The sequence below is a fragment of the uncultured Microbacterium sp. genome (genome assembly GCF_913776565.1).
GTDB lineage: Bacteria > Actinomycetota > Actinomycetes > Actinomycetales > Microbacteriaceae > Microbacterium.
Map to the genome: position 1 here is coordinate 1 of NZ_CAJYPF010000272.1, position 19,982 is coordinate 19,982.

Genomic DNA, 19,982 nt, shown 5'->3' on the forward strand with positions numbered 1-19,982 from the left:
GACGCGCAGATCGTCATGCCCACCGTCGCCGAGGACGTCGCCCTCTCGCTCCGTCCCCTGCGCCTCTCGCGTGAGGAGCGGGTCCGGCGCGTCGCCGCGACGCTCGAACGGTTCGGGCTGGACGCGCTCGCCGACCGGCCCGCCCACGACCTCTCCGGCGGGCAGAAGCAGCTCCTCGCCCTGAGCGGCGCGTTCGTGCGCGCACCCGACCTCGTCATCGCCGATGAGCCGACCGCGTTCCTCGACGCGCGCAACGCCCGCGCCGTCGCCGACCACCTCCTCGCCGACACCGGGCACGCGCTCGTCGTCGTCACGCACGATCTCGCCCTGGCGCGCCGGTGCGAGCAGGCCGTGCTCTTCGCGGACGGCGGGGTGGTGGCATCCGGAGCCTCCGAAGACGTCGTCGACGCCTACGAGAGGGCCTTGGCGTGCTGACGATGTACCGCCCCGGCGGGGGATGGATGCACCGGATGCCAGCGGGCCCGAAGCTCGCGCTCTTCGCGGTCGTGGCGGCGGTCGTCGCCGCGCTGCCCCCGGTGTGGGCCGCGGTGCCGGTGGCGGTGGGCGTTCCGCTCGTCGTCTACGCCGCGGCCGGGATGGGTGTCGGAGAGGGGCTTCGCGCCCTCGGCGGCCAGGCCTGGGCGCTCCGCTGGATGATCGTCATCACGGCGGCGGGTCAGCTGGTCTTCCTCGGCCTCGAGCCGGCCGCGGCGAACACCGCGCGGGTGGCGGCCGCTGTGCTCGTCGCGGGGGTGCTTCCGCTCACGACCCCCGTCTCGGCGATGCTCGACGCGCTCGAGAGGGGGATGCGGCCGCTACGACTCGTCGGTGTCGATCCGACGCGCGTCGCGCTGCTGTGGATGGTGACGCTCACGACCATCCCCGTCCTGGCCCGACACGCCGCGGACGTCCGCGACGCCCAGCGCGCGCGGGGGCTCCGCCCCTCACTCCTGCGCGGAACCCTGCCGTTCCTCGTCGTCGCCCTGCGTCACGCCGACGACCTGGGCGACGCGCTCGCCGCCCGCGGCATCCGCTGACACGGGCGGGCTGGCGCGAGCGCTTAGCCGCGGGCGCGTTGCCGGGGGCGCGCTGAGCCCCCTCGTCCCACTTCTGGTCGTTCGATGCGCGTTCGGGCGACCAGAAGTGGGACATGCGCCCCCATAAGTGGGACGAGGGGGTGGGAGCGGTCAGCTGGTTCGACCTCGTCCCACTTTTGGTCGGTGCGAGCCCTGTGGGTCGACCAGAAGTGGGACGCACCTCGCCAGAAGTGGGACGAGGGGGTGGAGGGAGCCGCCGACGGTCGGCGCGGCGTCAGTCGCGCGCGGCGCGTCCCGCGGCGAAGCCCTCGGCGTACGCTTCGTCCGCGCCCTGGCGGAACATGTCGCGCACCGGGTCGCGCACGATCGAGCGGGCACCGGGAAGGTCCAGATCGCCCACCAGGTCGCCGCGTCCGCGCACGATCGCCACGGGGCGGCGCGACGCCTTGCCCTTGACGAGGTCGGTGGCCGCGGCGAGCTCGTCGGCCACGCACGGCAGGGTCACCACCAGGGGGCGGCCCTCGGCATCCGTCGTGCCCCGCAGATCCTCGAAGACGTGGATGCCGCCGGCCCCGATCGCGTGGTCCGTCTGGCCCTCGCGCCACGCGCGGCCCAGGGTGTCGGTGATCAGGACGCCGACGTGCGCGCCCGTCGCGGCGCGCAGTCCCGTCGCGAGGGCGCGGGCCGAGGCGTCGGGGTCGACGGGCAGCAGCAGGACGGTGCCCTCGGGCGTGTTGCTGGCATCGACGCCGGCGGCGGCCGAGACGATGCCCAGGGGGTTCTCGACGATGCGCGTGACGTGCCCCGAGGGGGAGGTGCGGGATGCCACCAGCCGCACTGTCTCGCGCGTGATGGCGTCCTCGCGATCGGATGCGTGGATGATGCGCCCCTCGGCCTTCGAGACGATCTTGCTGGTGACGACCACGATGTCGCCGTCCTGCAGGGGCTCCGAGACCGCATCCAGGATCACCCCGACGAGATCGTCTCGCGGGGTGATCTCGGGGATGCCGTCGAGGGCCCAGATCTGCAGCACGTCAGCGGACGAAGCGCACCTCGGTGAGCTCCTCGCCCAGGAACGGCTGCGTCTGCGAGGCGCCGTCGAGCGAGAAGCCGTTGCGCGTGTAGAAGCGGTGCGCGCGGGGGTTGTCGTCCGCGACCCACAGGTACAGCCCCTCGCCGTCCTCGACGGCGGCGTCGAACAGCTGCTGGCCGATCCCGGTGCCGTGGAAGGCGTCGAGCAGATAGATGAAGTACAGCTCGCGCTCGCGCGGTGCGTCGTCGTCGCGCGCGGGGCCGGAGCCGACGAAGCCGACGATCTCGCCGCCGACGAGCGCGGCGTGCATCCGGAAGTCCTCGCCCTGGGCGGCCCAGTGGGTCCACAGCTCGGCCAGGCGACGGGGAGAGACGGCCTCGAGGGCCGCCTTGCTGATCAGGTGGTCGTAGGTCTCGTGCCAGCAGGTGGCGTGCACGCGGCCGAGGGCCTCGGCATCCACGTCGCGCACCGGACGGACGACGATGTCGGTTCGGGTTTCCGCAGTCATGGCGCGACTCTACGCGCGGGTCCGGCGCGGGTGAAATCGGGGTCGGACAGCGCCCGGATGCGGTAAATTCCGCGCTTCGCGTCGTTGTCGATGGGGCACAACGCAATCGCCGTTCCGTGGTCGGATCGCTACGCTCGGCCCTCGTGAACGTCCTCTGGCGCACGCTCCTCGTGCTCTTCCGTGCCCGCCTCCGCCTGCGTCGCGAGGGGCCCATCGATCCGAACACCGTCACGCGGATGCGCATCCGGGTGCTGCCGACCGACATCGACCTGCTGCGTCACCTGAACAACGGTCGGTACCTGTCGCTGTTCGACCTCGGCCGGTGGGACCTGCTCACCCGCACGGGTCTGCTGCGCGCGATGACCGCCCAGCGCTGGTACGCCGTGGTCGCCGCCGAGACCATCACCTTCCGCCGCTCCCTCGAGCTGGGGCAGCGCTTCGTCCTCGAGACGCGGCTCATCGGGCACGACGACCGGGCGGTCTACCTCGAGCACCGCGCCCTCGTGGGTGAGGAGATCTACGCCCGCGCGATCATCCGCGCGCGCATCCTGCGCCGCTCCGGCGGCACGGTGCCGCACGACGAGCTGTTCGCGGCCGTGGGGCGCCCCGACGGTCTCCCCGACATCGAGACGTGGGTGCACGACTGGGCCGAGGGATCGGCCCTGCCCTCGACGCGGCGTCCGGCGCCGAGCGTCTGGGAGTAGTCGGACGCGTCAGCGACCGAACCGAGCGTCGAGCCAGGCCACCTGCGTCATCCAGTGGCGGTGACCGCCGCCCTCGTGCCCGTTGTAGGGGTACACCTCGATCGCGGCGTCCTCGGAGGCGAGGGCGTGGAACGCGGCGAAGACGCCCGAGGGCAGCACGACGTCGTCCATGAGGGCGACCGAGAACAGCGCCGGCGCGGTGACGCGTCGGGCCAGGATCGCCCCGTCGACGTACGACAGCGTCCGCAGTACCCGGTCCGTCTCGTCGCGGTGCACGGCCAGGTAGCGCGTGATCTCGGTGAACGGCGCCGAGGGCGTGCGCACGATCGCGTTCGGGAAGTCGCAGAGGAACGGCACGTCGGGCAGGACCGCGGCGACAGCGTCGCCCGAGAGTGCCGCCGCGGCGATCGCGGTCCCGCCGCCCTGGCTGCCGCCGATGACCGCGATGCGATCGGCATCCACTCCCGGCAACGAGCGCACCTCGTCGACGAGACGGACGGCGTCGGTGAACAGCCGACGGTAGTAGTAGTCCTCGGGATCCAGGATGCCGCGCGTCATGACGCCCGGGTGGGCGGCCGCCGAACCGTGAGGGTCGGGGGTGTCGCCGAGGCTCCAGACCGAGCCTTGACCCCGCGTGTCCATCACCACGTGCACGTAGCCGGCGGCGGCCCAGTTGATGCGCTCGCCGGGCAGGCCGCGCCCGCCGCCGTAGCCGATGAACTCCACGACCGCCGGCAGTGTCTCGTCGCCGTGCGGCCGCGTGACCCAGGCGCGGATCTCGTCGCCCGCGAAGCCGGTGAACGTCAGGTCGTGCAGCTGGAGCGCGCGGACGGGCGCCTCGACCGCGGTGAGCGTGGACGGCCGGGCGGCGGCGCGCGACATCGCCAGGGTGTCCGCCCAGAACGCGTCGAGGTCCGCGGGGACGGGCAGCTCGGGGCGGTAGGCGCGCAGCAGCTCGAGGGGCATGTCGGTGAAGGTGACGGCCACGGTTCCTCCTGATGGGTGCGGGCGAACCGACAGTAGCAACGCGGCCGACTCCCGCCGCGCGGTCGGCGCGATCGGGGGGATGTGAGGCCTCACACCGCGGACAGGAGGAAGGGGTATGTCCCGCACATTCGCTTGACAGAGTTCTCAGTGAAATCCAAGATGGCGCATAGTGAGCGCTCACATTCGCGCGCGGACTCCACCCGGCCCCGCCGGACACCCATCGTCGAGGAGGACGAGTATGGTGCTGCCCCTTTCCGAGAACCGGAGCGCCCGTCGACCGTTCCGCCGCGCGGGGTCGCTGCTCGCGGCCACGGCGGTCGTCCTGAGCGGACTCGTCCCCGCCGTCGCGGCATCCGCGGATCCGCTGCCGACGCCGCTCGCGTCCTACGACTTCGCCGGCCTCAGCGGCACGACCGTCCCCGATGCCTCGGGACACGGCCATGACGCCACGCTGCGCGGTACCGGGGCGACGGTCGAGGGCGACGCTCTCTCGCTGCCGGGAGGGGCGAACGGGTCGTCGGCGGCCTACGTCGAGCTGCCCACGGGCCTCTTCGACGGACGCAGCACCGTGACGGTCTCGGCGTGGCTGCAGGACCGCACCGGAGCGGGCAACCAGGCCGCGATGTTCTTCGGCACCACCGAGAACCTCCCCGCGCAGTACTGGCTGCTGAACCCGTCCAACCCGGCGGGTCAGGTCAAGTCGGTGCTCACCGACGGGCCGGTCTCGGCGCAGCCCTGGACCCTCGAGCGCGGCATCGCGCCGACCGATCCGTCCCGGGGCATCCCGGGTCCCGCGGCCACCGGGGAGTGGGCGCTGTACACCACCGTCATCACCCCCTCCTCGATCACCTCCTACCTCGACGACACGAAAATCGGCACCGTCGCCACCACCCGCACCGTCGCCGACTTCGGGGCCGGGCTCGTGGGCTACATCGGCCGTTCGTCCTACCCCGACCGCGTCTGGAAGGGCGGCGTGCGCGACGTCGCCATCTACGATGGCGCCCTGACCGACGACGACGTGAAGGCGCTCGTGGCCGAGGGAGCGCCCTCGAACCAGGAGGAGGTGGATGCCGCGGCCGCAGCGCTGGACATCCCGGGCGCCGACGACGTGCGCGGCAACGTCACCCTGCCCACCACCGGAGCGAACGGCACGACCGTCTCGTGGGCGTCCGGCGACGAGAGCATCGTGACGACCACCGGCGAGGTCACCCGCCCCGCGGCGGGCGAGGATGCCGTTACCGTCCAGGTCACCGCGACGGTCACCAAGGACGCCGTGACCGCCACCCGCACGCTCACCCTGACGGTGCAGCCCCTGCCGGCGCCGCAGGACATGGGCGCCTACTTCTTCCCCTTCTTCACCGGCGAGAGCACCACGACCGACGAGGAGATCTCCTTCGCCACCACGCGCGGCGATGACCCCAAGAGCTGGCTGACGCTCAACGACGGCACCCCCGTGCTGAGCTCGGACCAGGGCGAGAAGGGCATCCGCGACCCGTTCGTGATGCGCTCGCCCGACGGGGACCGCTTCTACATGCTGTCGACCGACCTCAACATGTTCGACCTCTACAACGGCGACTTTGGTCGTGCGCAGGAGGTCGGCAGCCGCAAGCTGAACGTCTGGCAGTCCGACGACCTGGTCACGTGGAGCCCGCTGCGCCAGATCACCGTCTCGAGCGCCCTGGCCGGCAACACCTGGGCCCCCGAGGCCACGTGGGACGCCGAGCGCGGCGAGTACGTCGTCTACTGGGCGTCGAACCTGTACCCCAGCGCCGCGACCGCCGGACGCCGGGCCGCCGACAGCTACAACCGCATGATGATGGTCACCACCCGGGACTTCGTCACGTTCAGCGAGCCGCAGCCGTGGGTCGACGTCCAGCGCGGAGCCGGCAAGGGCACGATCGACGCGACCGTCGTGCGCGACGGCGAGACCTACTACCGCTTCCTCAAGGACGAGGCATCCATGACCGTCCGTCAGGAGCGCTCGACCGACCTGACCGCCACCGTCGTCGGCGCGCTGCCCACGACCACTTCGGCTCCGGGCTGGCAGCTCGTCAAGGAGCAGATCGGCGTCGGGCAGCCCAACCCCTGGGGCGGGACCTTCACCAACGGCGAGGGGCCGACGGTCTTCGAGGACAACGCCGAACCCGGCCACTGGTTCATGCTCATCGACCAACCGAGCTATCACGGCGGCCAGGGCTACCTGATGTTCGAGACCCGCGACATCGCGTCGGGTGACTGGACCTCGGTCCTGGATGCCACACTCCCCGCGCGTCCCCGCCACGGCACCGTCCTGCCCATCAGCGCCGCCGAGCAGCAGCGTCTGCTCGCCGCGTACCCCACGGACGAGACGGCCGACTTCTCGATCACTGCCGATCCGTCGGCGCAGGGCGCCGAGATCGACGACGCCATGTACGGCGTCTTCTTCGAGGACATCAACAACGCCGCCGACGGCGGTCTGTACGCGGAGCTCGTGCGCAACCGCTCGTTCGAGTTCCTCCCGGTCGACAACGGGGCCTTCACCGGCATGACCGCGTGGACGCCCGTGGGGTTGAACGGCGGGACCGGCTCCGCGAAACCCGTCGACGACGCCGCGCGTCTGAACGAGCGCAACCGCACCTACCTGCAGCTCGACCTCGCCGGCGGCGCCGGGACCTTCGGCGTCGAGAACGCCGGCTTCGACACCGGTGTGGCGTTGACGAAGGACGGCGTCTACGACGTGTCGTTCTGGGCCCGCACGACCGCGGCGACGGGCACCCCGGTGTCGATCGTGTTGCGAGCCGCCGACGGCACCGCGCTGTCGCAGCCGTTCGCGGCCACGGTCGGCGGCGACGGGTGGGTGAAGTACGAGGGCGAGGTCACGGCATCCGCCACCACCGACGCCGCCCGCGTGCTCGTTCAGGCCGCCGGTGGCGGCACCCTGCGCCTCGACGAGGTGTCGGTGTTCCCGCGCGACACGTTCAAGGGGCGCGAGAACGGACTGCGCAAGGACATCGCGCAGAAGATCGCGGACCTGCACCCGAAGTTCGTGCGGTTCCCGGGCGGGTGCATCGTCAACGTCAACAGCCACGAGGACTACTCGGTCGACTCGGGCTACGAGCGCGCGCGGTCGTACCAGTGGAAGGACAGCGTCGGGCCGGTCGAGACCCGCGCGACCAACGCCAACTTCTGGGGCTACAACCAGTCGCTGGGCCTGGGGTACTACGAGTACTTCCAGTTCGCCGAGGACATCGGCGCCAAGCCCGTCCCCGACGTGCCCGCCTTGATGAACGGCTGCGGCCAGCCTCTCCAGCCGACCGACCCCGCTCTGCTGCAGCGTCACATCCAGGACACGCTCGACCTCATCGAGTTCGCCAATGGGGGCGTCGACACCACGTGGGGCAAGCTCCGCGCCGACATGGGCCACCCGGCACCCTTCGGCCTGGACCGCATCGAGATCGGCAATGAGGAGAACTACCCCGAGGCCTTCATGGCCAACTTCACGAAGTTCCGGGATGCCATCGAGGCGGTGTACCCCGACATGATCCTCATCAGTAACTCGGGGCCCGACGCCGAGGGCGCCACCTTCGAGAAGCACTGGCAGCAGAACAGGGCCGAGAACGTCGACATGGTCGACGAGCACTACTACCGCGACCCGTCCTGGTTCCTCTCGCACAACACCCGCTACGACTCCTACGACCGCAACGGACCGAAGGTGTGGATCGGCGAGTACGCCTCTCGAGACAACCGCTTCTTCAACGCACTCTCGGAGGCGGCCTACATGACGGGCCTCGAGCGCAACGCCGACGTGGTCGAGATGGCCTCGTACGCGCCGCTGCTGGCCGATCAGAGCAGCACGCAGTGGCGTCCCGACCTGATCTGGTTCGACCGCGACCAGGTGTGGGGTTCGGCCAACTACGAGGTGCAGAAGCTGTTCATGCGCAACACCGGTGACCGGGTCGTTCCGACCACGGCCGGCGGGGACCTGGCATCCACCGCTCTCACCGGCGCCGTCGGGCTGTCGACGTGGAGCACCTCGGCGCGCTATGACGACGTGAAGGTCACCACCCCCGACGGACGGACGTTGTTCTCGGACGACTTCGCCGACAAGGACGACGCGGGGTGGTCGAAGCTGTCCGACGCCGGCTCGTGGTCCGCCGCCGACGGCAGCTACGTGCAGTCGTCGACGACGGCGAACAACACCCTGGTCGCCGGTCCCGCCCTCGAGGCGACCGACTACGACGTGTCGCTCAAGGCGACCAAGCTCGCCGGTGCCGAGGGCTTCCTCGTCGGGTTCGGGGTCAAGGGCTCGGCCGACTACCTGTGGTGGAACCTCGGCGGCTGGGGCAACACCCGCAGCGTCGTCGAGAAGGCCGTGGGCGGGGCGAAGTCGATCGTCACCGATACCGGCACGCCGAACATCCAGACCGGCCGCACCTACGACCTGCGTATCCAGGTGCGCGGTGCCGACGTCACCCTCTTCGCCGATGGGGTCGAGCAGGGCCGGTTCACCAACACCGAGCTCGAGCCCTTCGCCCAGGTCATGACCCGTGACGAGGCCACCGGCGATGTCATCCTCAAGGTCGTCAACGCGCAGGCCAAGGAGGCGGTGACGAAGGTCGACCTCGGCGGGATCGCCGTGCAGCCGACCGCCGACATGACCGTGCTGCAGGCGGCGCCGGGGGCGCTGAACACCGCCACCGAGACCCCCGTGGCGCCGCAGACCTCGCGCGTCGAGGTCGCCGGCACCTTCACGCGGACCTTCGCGCCCTACTCGGTGACGTTCCTGCGCATGCACACCCGCGCGGCGGACACCCAGGCGCCGACGGTGTCGGTGGCGACCGCGCCGACCGCCCCCGACGGAGCGGCGGGCTGGTACGTCACGCAGCCGTCGGTCACGGCGACCGCGACCGACGACGTCGACGCCGCTCCCCGTCTCGAGGTGAGCACGGACGACGGCGCGACCTGGGCTGTCTACACGGGAGCGGTCACGCCGGCCGAGGGGTCGTGGAACCTCGCGTTCCGCGCGACCGACGCCGCCGGCAACGTCTCGCCGTCGGCGAAGGTCGCCGTGCGCATCGACCGCACCGCCCCGTCGGTCACGGCCGACGTCGACGACGCGGCCCGCACGGTGCGTCTCGCGGCCGACGACGCGGCATCCGGTGCAGCCCGCATCGAGTACCGCGTCGGCGACACGGCGACGTGGACGAGGGTCGAGGGCGCCGAGGCGAGCGTCTCGGTGGGCGGGGGCGCCGCGACCGTGGCGTACCGCGCGGTCGACGTCGCCGGCAACGTCAGCGGCGTCGGATCGACGTCCATCGGTGCCGAGGCGGGCGCGCCGACCCTCTCGGTCACGGGCGATCTGGTCGCGGGCGGCGTGATCACCGTCTCGGGAACGGGGTGGCCGGTCGAGGCGGACGGCGTGATCGAGCTGCACTCGACCCCGGTCGAGCTGGGTGCGGTGCGCACCGACGCCGCGGGGGCGTTCCGCGTGAACGCGACGCTCCCCGCCGACGCCGCCGGCTCGCACCGCATCGTCACCCGGATCGGCGGTGTCGAGGCCGCGGTCGCGGTCGAGATCCGCGCGGCGGCGACGCCCGGGGGCGGAGGAAGTACCGTTCCCGCACCGGGAGCCTCGGCCGGCCCGGGCTCCTCGACCGGCGGCGCGCCGTCGCCCCTCGCGGTGACCGGGGGCGCGGTGTCGGGCGGTGCGCTCGTGCTGGGTCTGCTCGCGGTGCTGATCGGCGCGGCGATGAAGCGCCGTCGCCGGACGGCGGATGGCGACGCCTGACGCCGTGTTCGAGGGGCGCCCCGGTCGCCGACGCGGCCGGGGCACCCCTCGTCGTGGCGGCTCAGTCGGCCGCGGCCAGTCGCCGCGCCCGCGCGACACCGTCGGCGATGGCCTCTTCTGCGGCGGGGTCCCAGGTGCGGTCGACGATCAACGACCGCACGTCGTGCACCCCGATGGTCCGCAGGAAGAACTCGACGAAGGCCACCTGGTGGTCGAAGACAGATCCCGGCGTCGGCCCGTCCTCGCCGTAGTACTGGCCCCGGACGAAGACGACGTCGGCGCGCGCGATGTCCACGGCGGGACCGAAGTGCACGCCGTCGTACGTGAAGAGCAGGTTCCGCTGCGCGGCGAGGTCGATCAGCTGCTTCAGCTTGTAGGGGATCGACCAGTTCCACATCGGCACGCCGAGGACGATGCGGTCGGCCTCGCGGAAGCGGCGGGCCAGGTCCTCGATCTTCGCCCAGGCGCGCGACTCGACGGCATCCAGCGGTTCCTGGTCGACCCACTTGTACTTCGCCGCGATGACGCGCTCGTCGAACTCGGGAAGCTCCTCGCGCCACACGTCGAGCGTGTCGACATCGATGTCCGGATGCCGTTCCCGCAGCGCATCGATCAGGGCCGAGGCGATCGTGACCGAGGCGCCGTCGTGGCGGGGGGACGAGATGATATGGAGCACGCGCATAGGGCCAGTGTCGCGAACCCCGATCCGCCGGCCCGGACGCTTGACGCCGGGCGGGTGCGGGTGTCCGGCGCTGCGCTCCCCGCCCCGTTCCGTTCCGCCGCGGCTCCTGCGTCGCGCACGCGCGCGGAGCCCCGGCCGCCGAGGGCGACCGGGGCTCCGGGGTACCCGGGGGAGGGATCAGCTGGTGAGCAGGCGCAGACCGTAGGTCTGCAGGATCTCGTTGACGGGCTGGAAGTAGGTCGTCCCACCCGAGGTGCAGTCGCCGGAGCCGCCCGAGGTCACGCCCTGCGCCTGGTTTCCGGCGAGCAGCGAACCGCCGGAGTCGCCGGGCTCGGCGCAGACGTTCGTGCGGATCAGACCCGAGACCGAGCCCTCGGCGTAGCGCACCGTGGAGTTGAAGCCCTGGATCTGACCGCAGTGCCAGCCGGTCGTCGATCCGGAGCGGCACACCGTGGCGCCGACCGCGGCCTGCGTCGAGCCCTTCACGGCCACCGCGCCGCCGGCGTAGTCCATGACCTGACCGACCGGGGTGTGGTTGGGTGTGGCGACCCACGCGTAGTCGTTGCCGGGGAAGGACGAGCCACGGAACGAGCCGTAGGTCGTCGAGTCGCCGGTCGCGCCGCAGTGGCCGGCGGTGACGAATCCGCCCTGGACCGCGAAGCCGACCGAGCAGCGGCTCTGGTTGTTGATGATGTACGACATGCCGCCGCGGATCGTGGCGAAGGTCTCGGGTGCTTCGGCGCCGGTCTCGAGCCGGACGGCCTCGGCGGGGGCGCCGAGCGAGGCCACGAAGTCGGAGGCGACCTGGTCGCCGCCGGCGACGACGTCGACCACCACGTCGTTGGCCTCGACGTCGATCCACCACGAGGGGATGACGTCGGGTACGGCGCTGGCCTCGATCTGCGCGGCGATGGCTTCGAGATCGGTGAGCGAGTGCTCGACCTCGACCGGCACGGCGCCGGCGTCGACCGCCGCGGCGGAGGCGGCCTCGGTCGTCACGGCGGCGTAGACCGTCCGCGTCGATTCGTCGAGCCAGGTGCCGGCGTAGGCGTCGCCGGCGACGGCTTCGACGTCGTCGCTCGTCGCGGCGGCGTCGGCCTGGAAACGCAGGACGTCCTGCGCTCCGGCGGTGTCGGTGCCGAGGTCGGCGGCCATCGCTTCGAGCAGCTGCGCGTCGACGCCGTCGACGGCGGTGCGCTCGGGTGCGGGCGGGGTCTGCGCCAGAGCGGGGGCGCTGGCGGCGGTGGTCAGGAACAGGCCGAGGGCAGCAGCGCCGACGACCGTCTTCGATATGCGGTTCACGGGGAGTGACCTTCCATCCAGGGGGGATAAATGGCGGGGTACCCGTGGACATGGAAACACGCGGCAGACGAAAAGCGAAGACTTTTCTGGAAATTGGTGATCAGGGTCCAGAATGTGTCCTCCGTTCGGGGGACAGGCTGATCTGGGCTTGTGCGGCGGGCCGCCGAGGCCCCGCGCGCCCGGTGTTTAGGCTGGCGCCATGAGCCCGAACGACCCTCGCGCCACCGGTCCTGCGCTCTCCTCCGACCTCGCCGCCCGCGCGGCGACGCTCGCGGCCGCTTTCGGTCCGCGCGCCGTCACGGCCCCGAGTCCGCGCCGTCCCGCGCTGCCGACCGACCCGGACGGGGCGGCGTTCGTCGCCGCGGCCGCCGACGCGGTGCTGCGCCCCGAGAGCCTCACGGCCGCGGCCGCGGCGCTGCACCGGCTCGCCGAGGTCGCGCCCGCCTCGCTGCCGTGGTTCGTGCGCGGCGCCCTGCAGCTCGGCGGCGCCGTCGCCCCGGTGCTCCCCACCCCCGCCGTGCCGCTCGCGCGTCGAGCGCTGCGCGACGTGCTCGCCGGCCTGGTGCTCGACGCCCGGGCCGAGCGGCTCGGGGTCGAGCTGGCGAACGCGGCCGCTGACGAGACGGTGCTCGACCTGCGCCTCGACGGCCCCCGGGTGGCCGGGGAGTCCGCCGCGCGGCGCCGGCTGGACGGCATCCGCTCCCTCCTCGCCCGCGACGACGTCACGCGCGTGACGTTCGCGATCGGCGACGTGGTCGCGCCGCGCTCGCCGTGGGCGTTCGAGGCCGACGTGCAGCACGCCGCCGAGCGCGTGCTGCCGGTGTTCCTCGACGCGGCGGCCCGCGGAACGCACGTCACCCTCCTCGCCACCGGTCGCGACGACCTCGACCTCACCGTCGCCGTGCTCACGCGCGTCCTCGAAGAGCCCCGTCTGCGCGCGGCCGCAGCGGGCGTCGGCCTGCCGGTCGCGGTTCCCGAGACACTGGGTGCGGTGCACGAGCTGGCCGCCTGGGCGCGCGTCCGCGCGGCCGCGGGAGGGTCGCGCCTGACCCTGCGCCTGTTCGATGACCGACTCGGCGGACGCGACACCGTCGAGGCCGCCCGTCACGGGTGGGAACGCCCCGCCGTCACGGTGCGCGCCGACGTGGACGCGTTCTTCGTGCGCGCCCTGCGCGACGCGCTGAGCCCGCGCGGCGTCGAGGGCCTCGACCTCGAGATCGCGTCGAGCGACCCCGTCCGCGCCGCGATCGCCCTGGTTCTGTCCGAAGAAGTGGATGCCGCGGTGCGGCTCGTCCTGCCGCGGGGAACGTCGTGGCGGCCGGACGTGCCGACGATCACGACCGCCGCGGTCGTGCACCCCGACGATCTCGACGTGGTCGCCGCCCGCCTGGCTGCCGCCCACGCCGAGGGCGCGAGCGCCGGTGCCCACGCCGAGGACGCGAGCGTCGAGGAGGACGCCGAAAGCGCGAGCGCCCAGGCCGACCCCGAGGGTTCGAGCGCGCGCGAAAGCGCGGGGGACGACGAACCGATGGCGGATGCCGATGAGCCCGCCGACGCGACCACGCTGCGCGTGCGCCGCGCCCTGGCCGCCGCCGATCTGCCGCACCCCGCCGCCCGCTCGGGTCGACGCGGGGGCGACGTCGACCCGGCGATCCTGCGCGAACGCCTCGATGCCGACACCGCCGACCCGGGCCTGACGCAGGCGGTGCTCGGCATCGCGCGCGAGGCCGTGGCATCCGCCGACACCTCCGCCCTCGGGCCGGACGTGCAGCAGATGCTGTTCGGCGGGCAGGCGTTCGTCGACACCGCCGTCTTCTCGGTGCGCGAGAGCGCCGACCTGGCCGGGGGCGCTCCCGGATTCGCCCACGTCGCCGACACCGACCCGTCGCTGCCCGACGATCGCGCCTGGGCGCTGCAGGCGCTCTCGCGCGCGGCGGGCTCGACCGCGGGCGTCGCGACCGCCGCCGCGGGGCGCGTCGACGACGCGGCCGGAATCGACGAGGTGGTCACCCGGGTCGCTGCCGCCGCCGAACCGTGGGGCGCCCTCGCCGCCGCCGAGCGCGCGACGGTGCTGTACGCGGCCGCCCGCACGCTCGGGGAGCGGCGCGCCGAGCTGATCGAGGTGCTGGCTTCGGAGGGCGGGGCTCTGCTGAGCGAGGCCGACGCCGAGGTGAGCCAGGCCGTCGATGCGGCGGCCTTCTGCGCCGCCACCGCGAAAGAACTGGACCGCGTGCCGGGGGCGGTCTTCGTCCCCGATCGCGTCACCGTCGTCGCCCCCCGCTGGAACGCCCCCGTCGGACTCTGCGCCGCCGAGACGCTCGCGGCGCTGGCCGCCGGATCGGGCGTGCTGCTGACGCCGTCGCCGCGCGCGCGGCGGGCGGGAGCGGTCGTCGCCGAAGCCCTGTGGGCCGCCGGCGTGCCCCGCGATCTGCTCGTCTTCGTCGACCTCGACGAGGAGGCCTCGGGGCGCACCCTCGTCGTGCACCCGGGCGTGGACCGCGTCCTGCTGAGCGGGGCCCGCGCCACGGCCGAGAGCTTCACCGGATGGCGACCCGCACTGCGCCTGCAGGCCCTCACCGCCGGCCGCAACGTCGCGATCGTCGCGCCCTCGGCCGACCTCGACGACGCGGTGACCGACCTGGTCGCGTCCGCTTTCGCCCGCGCGGGACAGGCGTCGACCGCCGTCTCGTCCGTCATCGTCGTCGGCGCCGTCGGGCGGTCGCACGCCTTCCAGGAGCAGCTGAAGGATGCCGTCACCTCGCTGCGCGTGGGACCCGCCGACGACCCGCTCTCCGACGTGGGGCCGCTCGTCGAGGAACCCTCGGGCGAGGTGCGCCGCGCGTTGACCGTGCTGGGCGAGGGGGAGCGCTGGCTCGTCGAGCCGCACGAGCTGGACCTCGGCCCCGAGACGGCCGGACGCTTCTGGTCGCCGGGCGTGCGCACGGGGGTCACCGCCGGGTCGCACCTGGCGCGGACCGCGGTGGCCGCTCCGGTGCTCGGCATCCTGCACGTTCCCACCCTCACCCGTGCGATCGAGGTGCAGAACGCGATCGGGTCGGGCTTCGTCGCGGCTCTGTACACGCGCGACGCCGCCGATCTGGAGCTGTGGCTCGACGGGGTCGAGGCCGCGGTGCTGCGGGTCAACCGCCCCGCGACGGGCGCGGTCGTGCAGCGCGAGCCCCTCGGTGGGTGGGGCGACGCCGCCGTCGGCGACGGCGGCATGGTCGGGGGGTCGAACCGGCTCGTGACCCTCGGATCGTGGCGGCCCTCGACCGGTGGTGCCTCGTCGTCGACGCTGCACCTGCGCGGCCTCGACAGCCGGATCACCGCCCTGATCGAGTCGGCGCAGCCGACCCTGTCGTACGAGGCCTTCGATTGGCTCCGGCGGGGAGCACTCTCGGACGCGGTCGCGTGGGACCGCGAGTTCGGCCGCGTGCGGGACGTCTCGCGCCTGGGTGTCGAGCGCAATCTGTGGCGCTATCGGCCGACCGCCGTCGCCGTGCGCGCGACGGGCGATGCGTCGTGGCAGGCCGTGCTGCGCGTGCTGGTGGCGGCGGTGCGTTCGGGATCGACGTTCACGCTGAGCACTCCGGTGGGGCTCCCCGCCGCGGTGCGGCACCTGCTCGGCGAGAGCGGTGTCGCCGTCTCGGTCGAGACCGACGAACAGTGGTTGCAGCGCCTGGCGGGCGGCACCCCGGATGCCGGCGACGGCGAGCCGCTCGCGGCCGCGCCCCGCCCGCAGCGGATCCGTCTGGTGGGCCCGGCCGAGACGGTCGCGACGCTGCGCGCGGCGGTGGCCGAGACGGTCGGGGCCGACGTGTCGACGACGGTCTACGCGGGTGAGGTCACCACCGCCGGTCGGCTCGAGCTGCTGCCGTTCCTCCGCGAGCAAGCGGTGTCGATCGGCGCCTGGCGGTTCGGTCGTCCCGACTCGTGGAGTTCGGCTGTCATCTGAGCGCACGGGGTTTCGAAAACGCTCGGCGCTCGACGCCCCGCCCGGTAGCGTCGGCGCCGACCGCAAGGAGCACCGATGACCGCTGCCCGACTCACCGTCGACCCCCGCTTCGCCATCGGCGCCGTGCGTCGCCGCCTGTTCGGGGGCTTCGTCGAGCACCTCGGCCGCCACGTCTACGACGGCATCTACGAACCCGGCCACCCCGAGGCCGACGACCAGGGCTTCCGTCGCGACGTGCTCGAGCTCGTGCGCGAGCTCGGCGTCTCGACGATCCGCTACCCCGGCGGCAACTTCGTCTCGGGATTCCGGTGGGAGGACAGCGTGGGGCCGCGCGAGCAGCGCCCGCGCCGCCTCGACCTGGCGTGGCACTCGACCGAGACGAACGAAATCGGCCTCCACGAGTTCTCGGACTGGCTCGACAAGGCCGGCAGCGACCTCATGCTCGCCGTCAACCTCGGCACCCGCGGGGTGCTCGAGGCGCTCGACCTGCTCGAGTACAGCAACGTCCCCGGAGGCACGACCCTGTCGCAGCAGCGCATCGACAACGGCCGCGCCGCGCCCTTCGACGTGCGCGTGTGGTGCCTCGGCAACGAGATGGACGGTCCCTGGCAGCTCGGCCACCGCTCGGCAGACGACTACGGCAAGATCGCCTCGCAGACCGCGAAGGGCATGCGCCAGCTCGATCCCTCGATCGAGCTCGTGGTGTGCGGGTCATCGGGGGCGCAGATGCCGACGTTCGGCGAGTGGGAGCGCGTCGTGCTGGAGCACACGTACGACGACGTCGACATGATCTCGTGCCACGCGTACTACCAGGAGCACGACGGCGACGCCGCGTCGTTCCTGGCCTCGGCGGTCGACATGGACCGCTTCATCGAGGCCGTCGTCGCCACCGCCGACCACGTCGGCGCCGCGCGCGGCAGCACCAAGCGCATCGACATCTCGTTCGACGAGTGGAACGTCTGGTACATCGACCGCGTCGACGCGGTCAGACCCACCGCGATCGACGACTGGCCGATCGCGCCGCGTCTGCTCGAGGACGTGTATACGGTGATGGATGCCGTCGTCTTCGGCAGCCTCATGATCTCGCTGCTCGCGCACGCCGACCGCGTGGCATCCGCGTCCCTCGCCCAGCTCGTCAACGTGATCGCGCCGATCATGACCGAACCCGGCGGGCCGGCGTGGCGGCAGACGACGTTCTTCCCGTTCGCCCTGACCTCGCGGCTGGCGCGCGGCGCGGCCGTCCGCGTGCAGATCGACGCGGCCACGGTCGACACCGCTCGCCACGGGACGGTTCCGATCGTGGATGCCGTGGCCACCCACGACGCCGCCACCGGCGAGAGCGCGGTGTTCCTGGTGCACCGCGGCCTCGACCGCCCCGTCGAGCTCGAGATCGATGTACGCGGCCTCGGCGATGTCGAGGTGGTCGAGGCGCACGCGCTGCACGACGACGACCCCCGGGCATGCAACACGCTCGACGACCCCGAGCGGGTTCGGCCCCGCGCCCTCGGGACGCGGCTGGACGACGGCATCCTGTCCGTCACCCTGCCACCGGTCGCCTGGGCCGCCGTGGCGCTTCGCCGCGCGGCGTGACGCCGCCGCGCCCCGCCCCGCCCCGCCCCGCCGGGCCGCCCCGCCGGGCCGCGAGACTGCATCCCGCTGACATCTCGGTTGCAGGATGTCACCGAGTTGTCAGCGCACTGCAGTCTCGCCGCCCGTACGCCCCGGCCCCCGCGCCCCGGCACCGCGCCGGCGCGCGCCGCGAGACGCCCCTCACCCGCCCGTGAGACAATGGCCGCGGCGTGCTCGGACCGACCTTTCCCCGCCACGGCGCTCCGGCGTCACCGGGTCGAAGGGCCACCGAGCCCCAGGACAGCGTCCGCCGCACCTTTCCTCCGAGGAGCAGAGATGTCCGCTACCCCCGCCACGACGACGGTCGATGCCGCCGAGACCGCGCGCGTCCAGCAGCACCGCCGGTACCTGATGTGCCGGCCCGAGCACTTCACCGTCAGCTACAGCATCAACCCGTGGATGGAGCCCTCGCGCCCCACCGACACCGCCCTCGCGGTCCGGCAGTGGCAGGCGCTGTACGACACCTACGTCGCGCTCGGGCACGAGATCGAGCTGATCGACCCGCTCGAGGGCCTGCCCGACATGGTCTACACGGCCAACGGCGGTTTCGTGATCGACGGTGTGGCCTACGGGCCCAAGTTCCGTTTCCGCGAGCGCGCCGCCGAGGCCCCCGCCTTCATCGACTGGTTCGCGGCGAACGGCTTCGAGGTCGCCGAGCCCGTCGAGGTGAACGAGGGCGAGGGTGACTTCCTGCTCGTGGGCGACACCATCCTCGCGGGAACCGGGTTCCGCTCCACCGGTGACAGCCACCGCGAGGTCGGCGAGGTCTTCTCGCGCGAGGTCGTGTCGCTGACGCTGACCGACCCGCGTTTCTACCACCTCGACACCGCGCTCGCCGTGCTCGACCCGGTCGAGGGCCCCGCGGGCGTCGACAAGGCCAACATCGCCTACCTGCCCAACGCCTTCGACGAGAAGAGCCAGGGGATCCTGCGCGAGCGCTTCCCCGACGCCATCCGGGTCTCGGATGCCGACGGCTCGGTCTTCGGACTCAACTCGGCCAGCGACGGCAAGAACGTCATCATCTCCCCGCGTGCCAAGGGCTTCGAGGCGCAGCTGCGCGAGCGCGGCTACACCCCCGTGCTGGTCGACCTGTCCGAGCTGCTGCTCGGCGGCGGCGGCATCAAGTGCTGCACGCTCGAGCTGCGCGGCGGCTCGCGATGAGCACCGCGATCGACGACCTCGGCGCCCGCCTGATCGCCGACGAGGGCGCGCACCTCGCCCACAACTACCACCCGCTCCCCGTGGTCGCGGCGCGCGCCGAGGGCGTGTGGGTCACCGACGTCGAGGGCAAGCGCTACCTCGACCTGCTGTCGGCGTACTCGGCTCTGAACTTCGGGCACGGCCACCCCGCGATCCTGGCGGCCGCGCGCGAGCAGCTCGAGCGCATGACGCTGACGAGCCGGGCGTTCCACAACGATCGCCTCGGTCCCTTCGCCGCCGCGCTCGCCGCGCTGTGCGGCAAAGACATGGTGCTGCCGATGAACACCGGTGCCGAGGCCGTCGAAACGGGCATCAAGGTCGCCCGTGCCTGGGGCTACCGCACGAAGGGCATCACCCCGGATGCCGCGACGATCGTCGTCGCGAACGGCAACTTCCACGGCCGCACGACCACGATCGTCGGCTTCAGCGACGACCCGACCGCGCACGACGACTTCGGTCCGTACGCTCCCGGCTTCGTGCACGTGCCCTACGGGGACGCGGATGCCATCGCCGCCGCCATCGACGAGAACACCGCTGCGGTGCTGATCGAGCCCATCCAGGGCGAGGCCGGCGTCGTGATCCCACCGGCGGGGTTCCTGCGCCGCGTGCGCGAGATCTGCACCGAGCGCAACGTGCTGTTCATCGCCGACGAGATCCAGTCCGGTCTCGGGCGCGTGGGCGAGACGTTCGCGTGCGACCGCGAGGGCGTCGTGCCCGACCTCTACCTGCTCGGCAAGGCGCTGGGCGGCGGCATCCTCCCCGTCTCGGCCGTCGTCGCGAACGAGGACGTGCTCGGCGTGATCCGCGCCGGGGAGCACGGTTCGACCTTCGGCGGCAACCCGCTGGCCGCCGCCGTAGGACTGCGGGTCGTCGAGATGCTGGCATCCGGGGAATTCCAGACGCGCGCGAAGGCGTTGGGGAATCACCTCGAGCAGAACCTGCAGACGCTCGTCGGCCACGGTGTGACCGCCGTGCGCATCGCGGGCCTGTGGGCGGGCGTCGACATCGACCCCGCGTACGGCACGGGCCGCGAGGTCGCCGAGAAGCTGCTGAGGCGCGGCGTCCTGGTCAAGGACACGCACGGTCAGACGATCCGCATCGCCCCGCCGCTGACGATCCGCGCGACCGAGCTGGACTGGGCGGTCGAACAACTGAAGCACGCGCTCGCGTCCTGACGC

General features: G+C 72.6%; 13 protein-coding genes. 8 read left to right on the forward strand and 5 right to left on the reverse strand.

The window, feature by feature from the left end; genetic code table 11:
- Both QZ433_RS14775 and QZ433_RS14780 read left to right on the forward strand, forming a co-directional pair.
- Positions 1-435, forward strand: a 435-nt coding sequence (locus QZ433_RS14775) for an ABC transporter ATP-binding protein (RefSeq protein WP_295784898.1), incomplete at its 5' end; no start/stop codon positions are given.
- The gene (locus tag QZ433_RS14780) at positions 429-1,037 is read left to right on the forward strand and encodes an energy-coupling factor transporter transmembrane component T (RefSeq protein WP_295784901.1); all 609 of its coding nucleotides are present in this window, start codon (positions 429-431) and stop codon (positions 1,035-1,037) included. The genes QZ433_RS14775 and QZ433_RS14780, both read left to right, overlap by 7 nt.
- A 274-nt stretch (positions 1,038-1,311) precedes the next feature.
- Here the strand turns inward: QZ433_RS14780 and cofE are convergent, their stop codons facing one another.
- Both cofE and QZ433_RS14790 read right to left on the reverse strand, forming a co-directional pair.
- Positions 1,312-2,070: a coenzyme F420-0:L-glutamate ligase gene (gene cofE / locus QZ433_RS14785; protein ID WP_295784902.1), complete on the reverse strand. Its 759-nt coding sequence runs from the start codon at positions 2,068-2,070 to the stop codon at positions 1,312-1,314.
- A 1-nt stretch (position 2,071) separates the two neighbouring features.
- Positions 2,072-2,578, reverse strand: a complete 507-nt coding sequence (locus QZ433_RS14790; RefSeq protein WP_295784903.1) for a GNAT family N-acetyltransferase — start codon at positions 2,576-2,578, stop codon at positions 2,072-2,074.
- A gap of 143 nt (positions 2,579-2,721) precedes the next feature.
- On the opposite strand from QZ433_RS14790, the gene QZ433_RS14795 reads away from it, so the two are divergent.
- The gene (locus tag QZ433_RS14795) at positions 2,722-3,282 is read left to right on the forward strand and encodes an acyl-CoA thioesterase (protein WP_295784905.1); all 561 of its coding nucleotides are present in this window, start codon (positions 2,722-2,724) and stop codon (positions 3,280-3,282) included.
- A 9-nt stretch (positions 3,283-3,291) separates the two neighbouring features.
- Here QZ433_RS14795 and QZ433_RS14800 read toward each other — a convergent pair whose 3' ends face one another.
- Complete coding sequence (locus tag QZ433_RS14800; RefSeq protein ID WP_295784919.1) at positions 3,292-4,248, reverse strand: acetylxylan esterase; 957 nt, start codon at positions 4,246-4,248, stop codon at positions 3,292-3,294.
- A 259-nt stretch (positions 4,249-4,507) separates the two neighbouring features.
- Here QZ433_RS14800 and QZ433_RS14805 point away from each other — a divergent pair, with 259 nt between their 5' ends.
- Positions 4,508-10,036, forward strand: a complete 5,529-nt coding sequence (locus QZ433_RS14805) for an alpha-L-arabinofuranosidase C-terminal domain-containing protein (protein WP_295784906.1) — start codon at positions 4,508-4,510, stop codon at positions 10,034-10,036.
- A 61-nt stretch (positions 10,037-10,097) separates the two neighbouring features.
- On the opposite strand, the gene QZ433_RS14810 is transcribed toward QZ433_RS14805, so the two are convergent.
- Both QZ433_RS14810 and QZ433_RS14815 read right to left on the reverse strand, forming a co-directional pair.
- Complete coding sequence (locus QZ433_RS14810; RefSeq protein WP_295784908.1) at positions 10,098-10,718, reverse strand: NAD(P)H-dependent oxidoreductase; 621 nt, start codon at positions 10,716-10,718, stop codon at positions 10,098-10,100.
- Positions 10,719-10,895: 177 nt separating this feature from the next.
- On the reverse strand, positions 10,896-12,020 hold the full coding sequence (locus QZ433_RS14815; RefSeq protein ID WP_295784910.1) for a S1 family peptidase: 1,125 nt from the start codon (positions 12,018-12,020) through the stop codon (positions 10,896-10,898).
- Between the two features lie 199 nt (positions 12,021-12,219).
- Here QZ433_RS14815 and QZ433_RS14820 point away from each other — a divergent pair, with 199 nt between their 5' ends.
- From QZ433_RS14820 to rocD, 4 genes are all read left to right on the forward strand, one after another.
- Positions 12,220-15,975 (forward strand): aldehyde dehydrogenase family protein, encoded by a 3,756-nt coding sequence (locus tag QZ433_RS14820; RefSeq protein WP_295784911.1) that lies wholly within the window; start codon positions 12,220-12,222, stop codon positions 15,973-15,975.
- 75 nt (positions 15,976-16,050) lie between these two features.
- A complete protein-coding gene (locus QZ433_RS14825; protein ID WP_295784913.1) occupies positions 16,051-17,565 on the forward strand; it encodes an alpha-N-arabinofuranosidase in 1,515 nt (504 codons plus the stop codon).
- Between the two features lie 315 nt (positions 17,566-17,880).
- On the forward strand, positions 17,881-18,765 hold the full coding sequence (gene ddaH / locus QZ433_RS14830) for a dimethylargininase (protein ID WP_295784915.1): 885 nt from the start codon (positions 17,881-17,883) through the stop codon (positions 18,763-18,765).
- Positions 18,762-19,979 (forward strand): ornithine--oxo-acid transaminase, encoded by a 1,218-nt coding sequence (rocD, locus tag QZ433_RS14835; protein WP_295784917.1) that lies wholly within the window; start codon positions 18,762-18,764, stop codon positions 19,977-19,979. The genes ddaH and rocD overlap by 4 nt, the downstream gene beginning before the upstream one ends.
- Positions 19,980-19,982 lie beyond the last annotated feature (3 nt).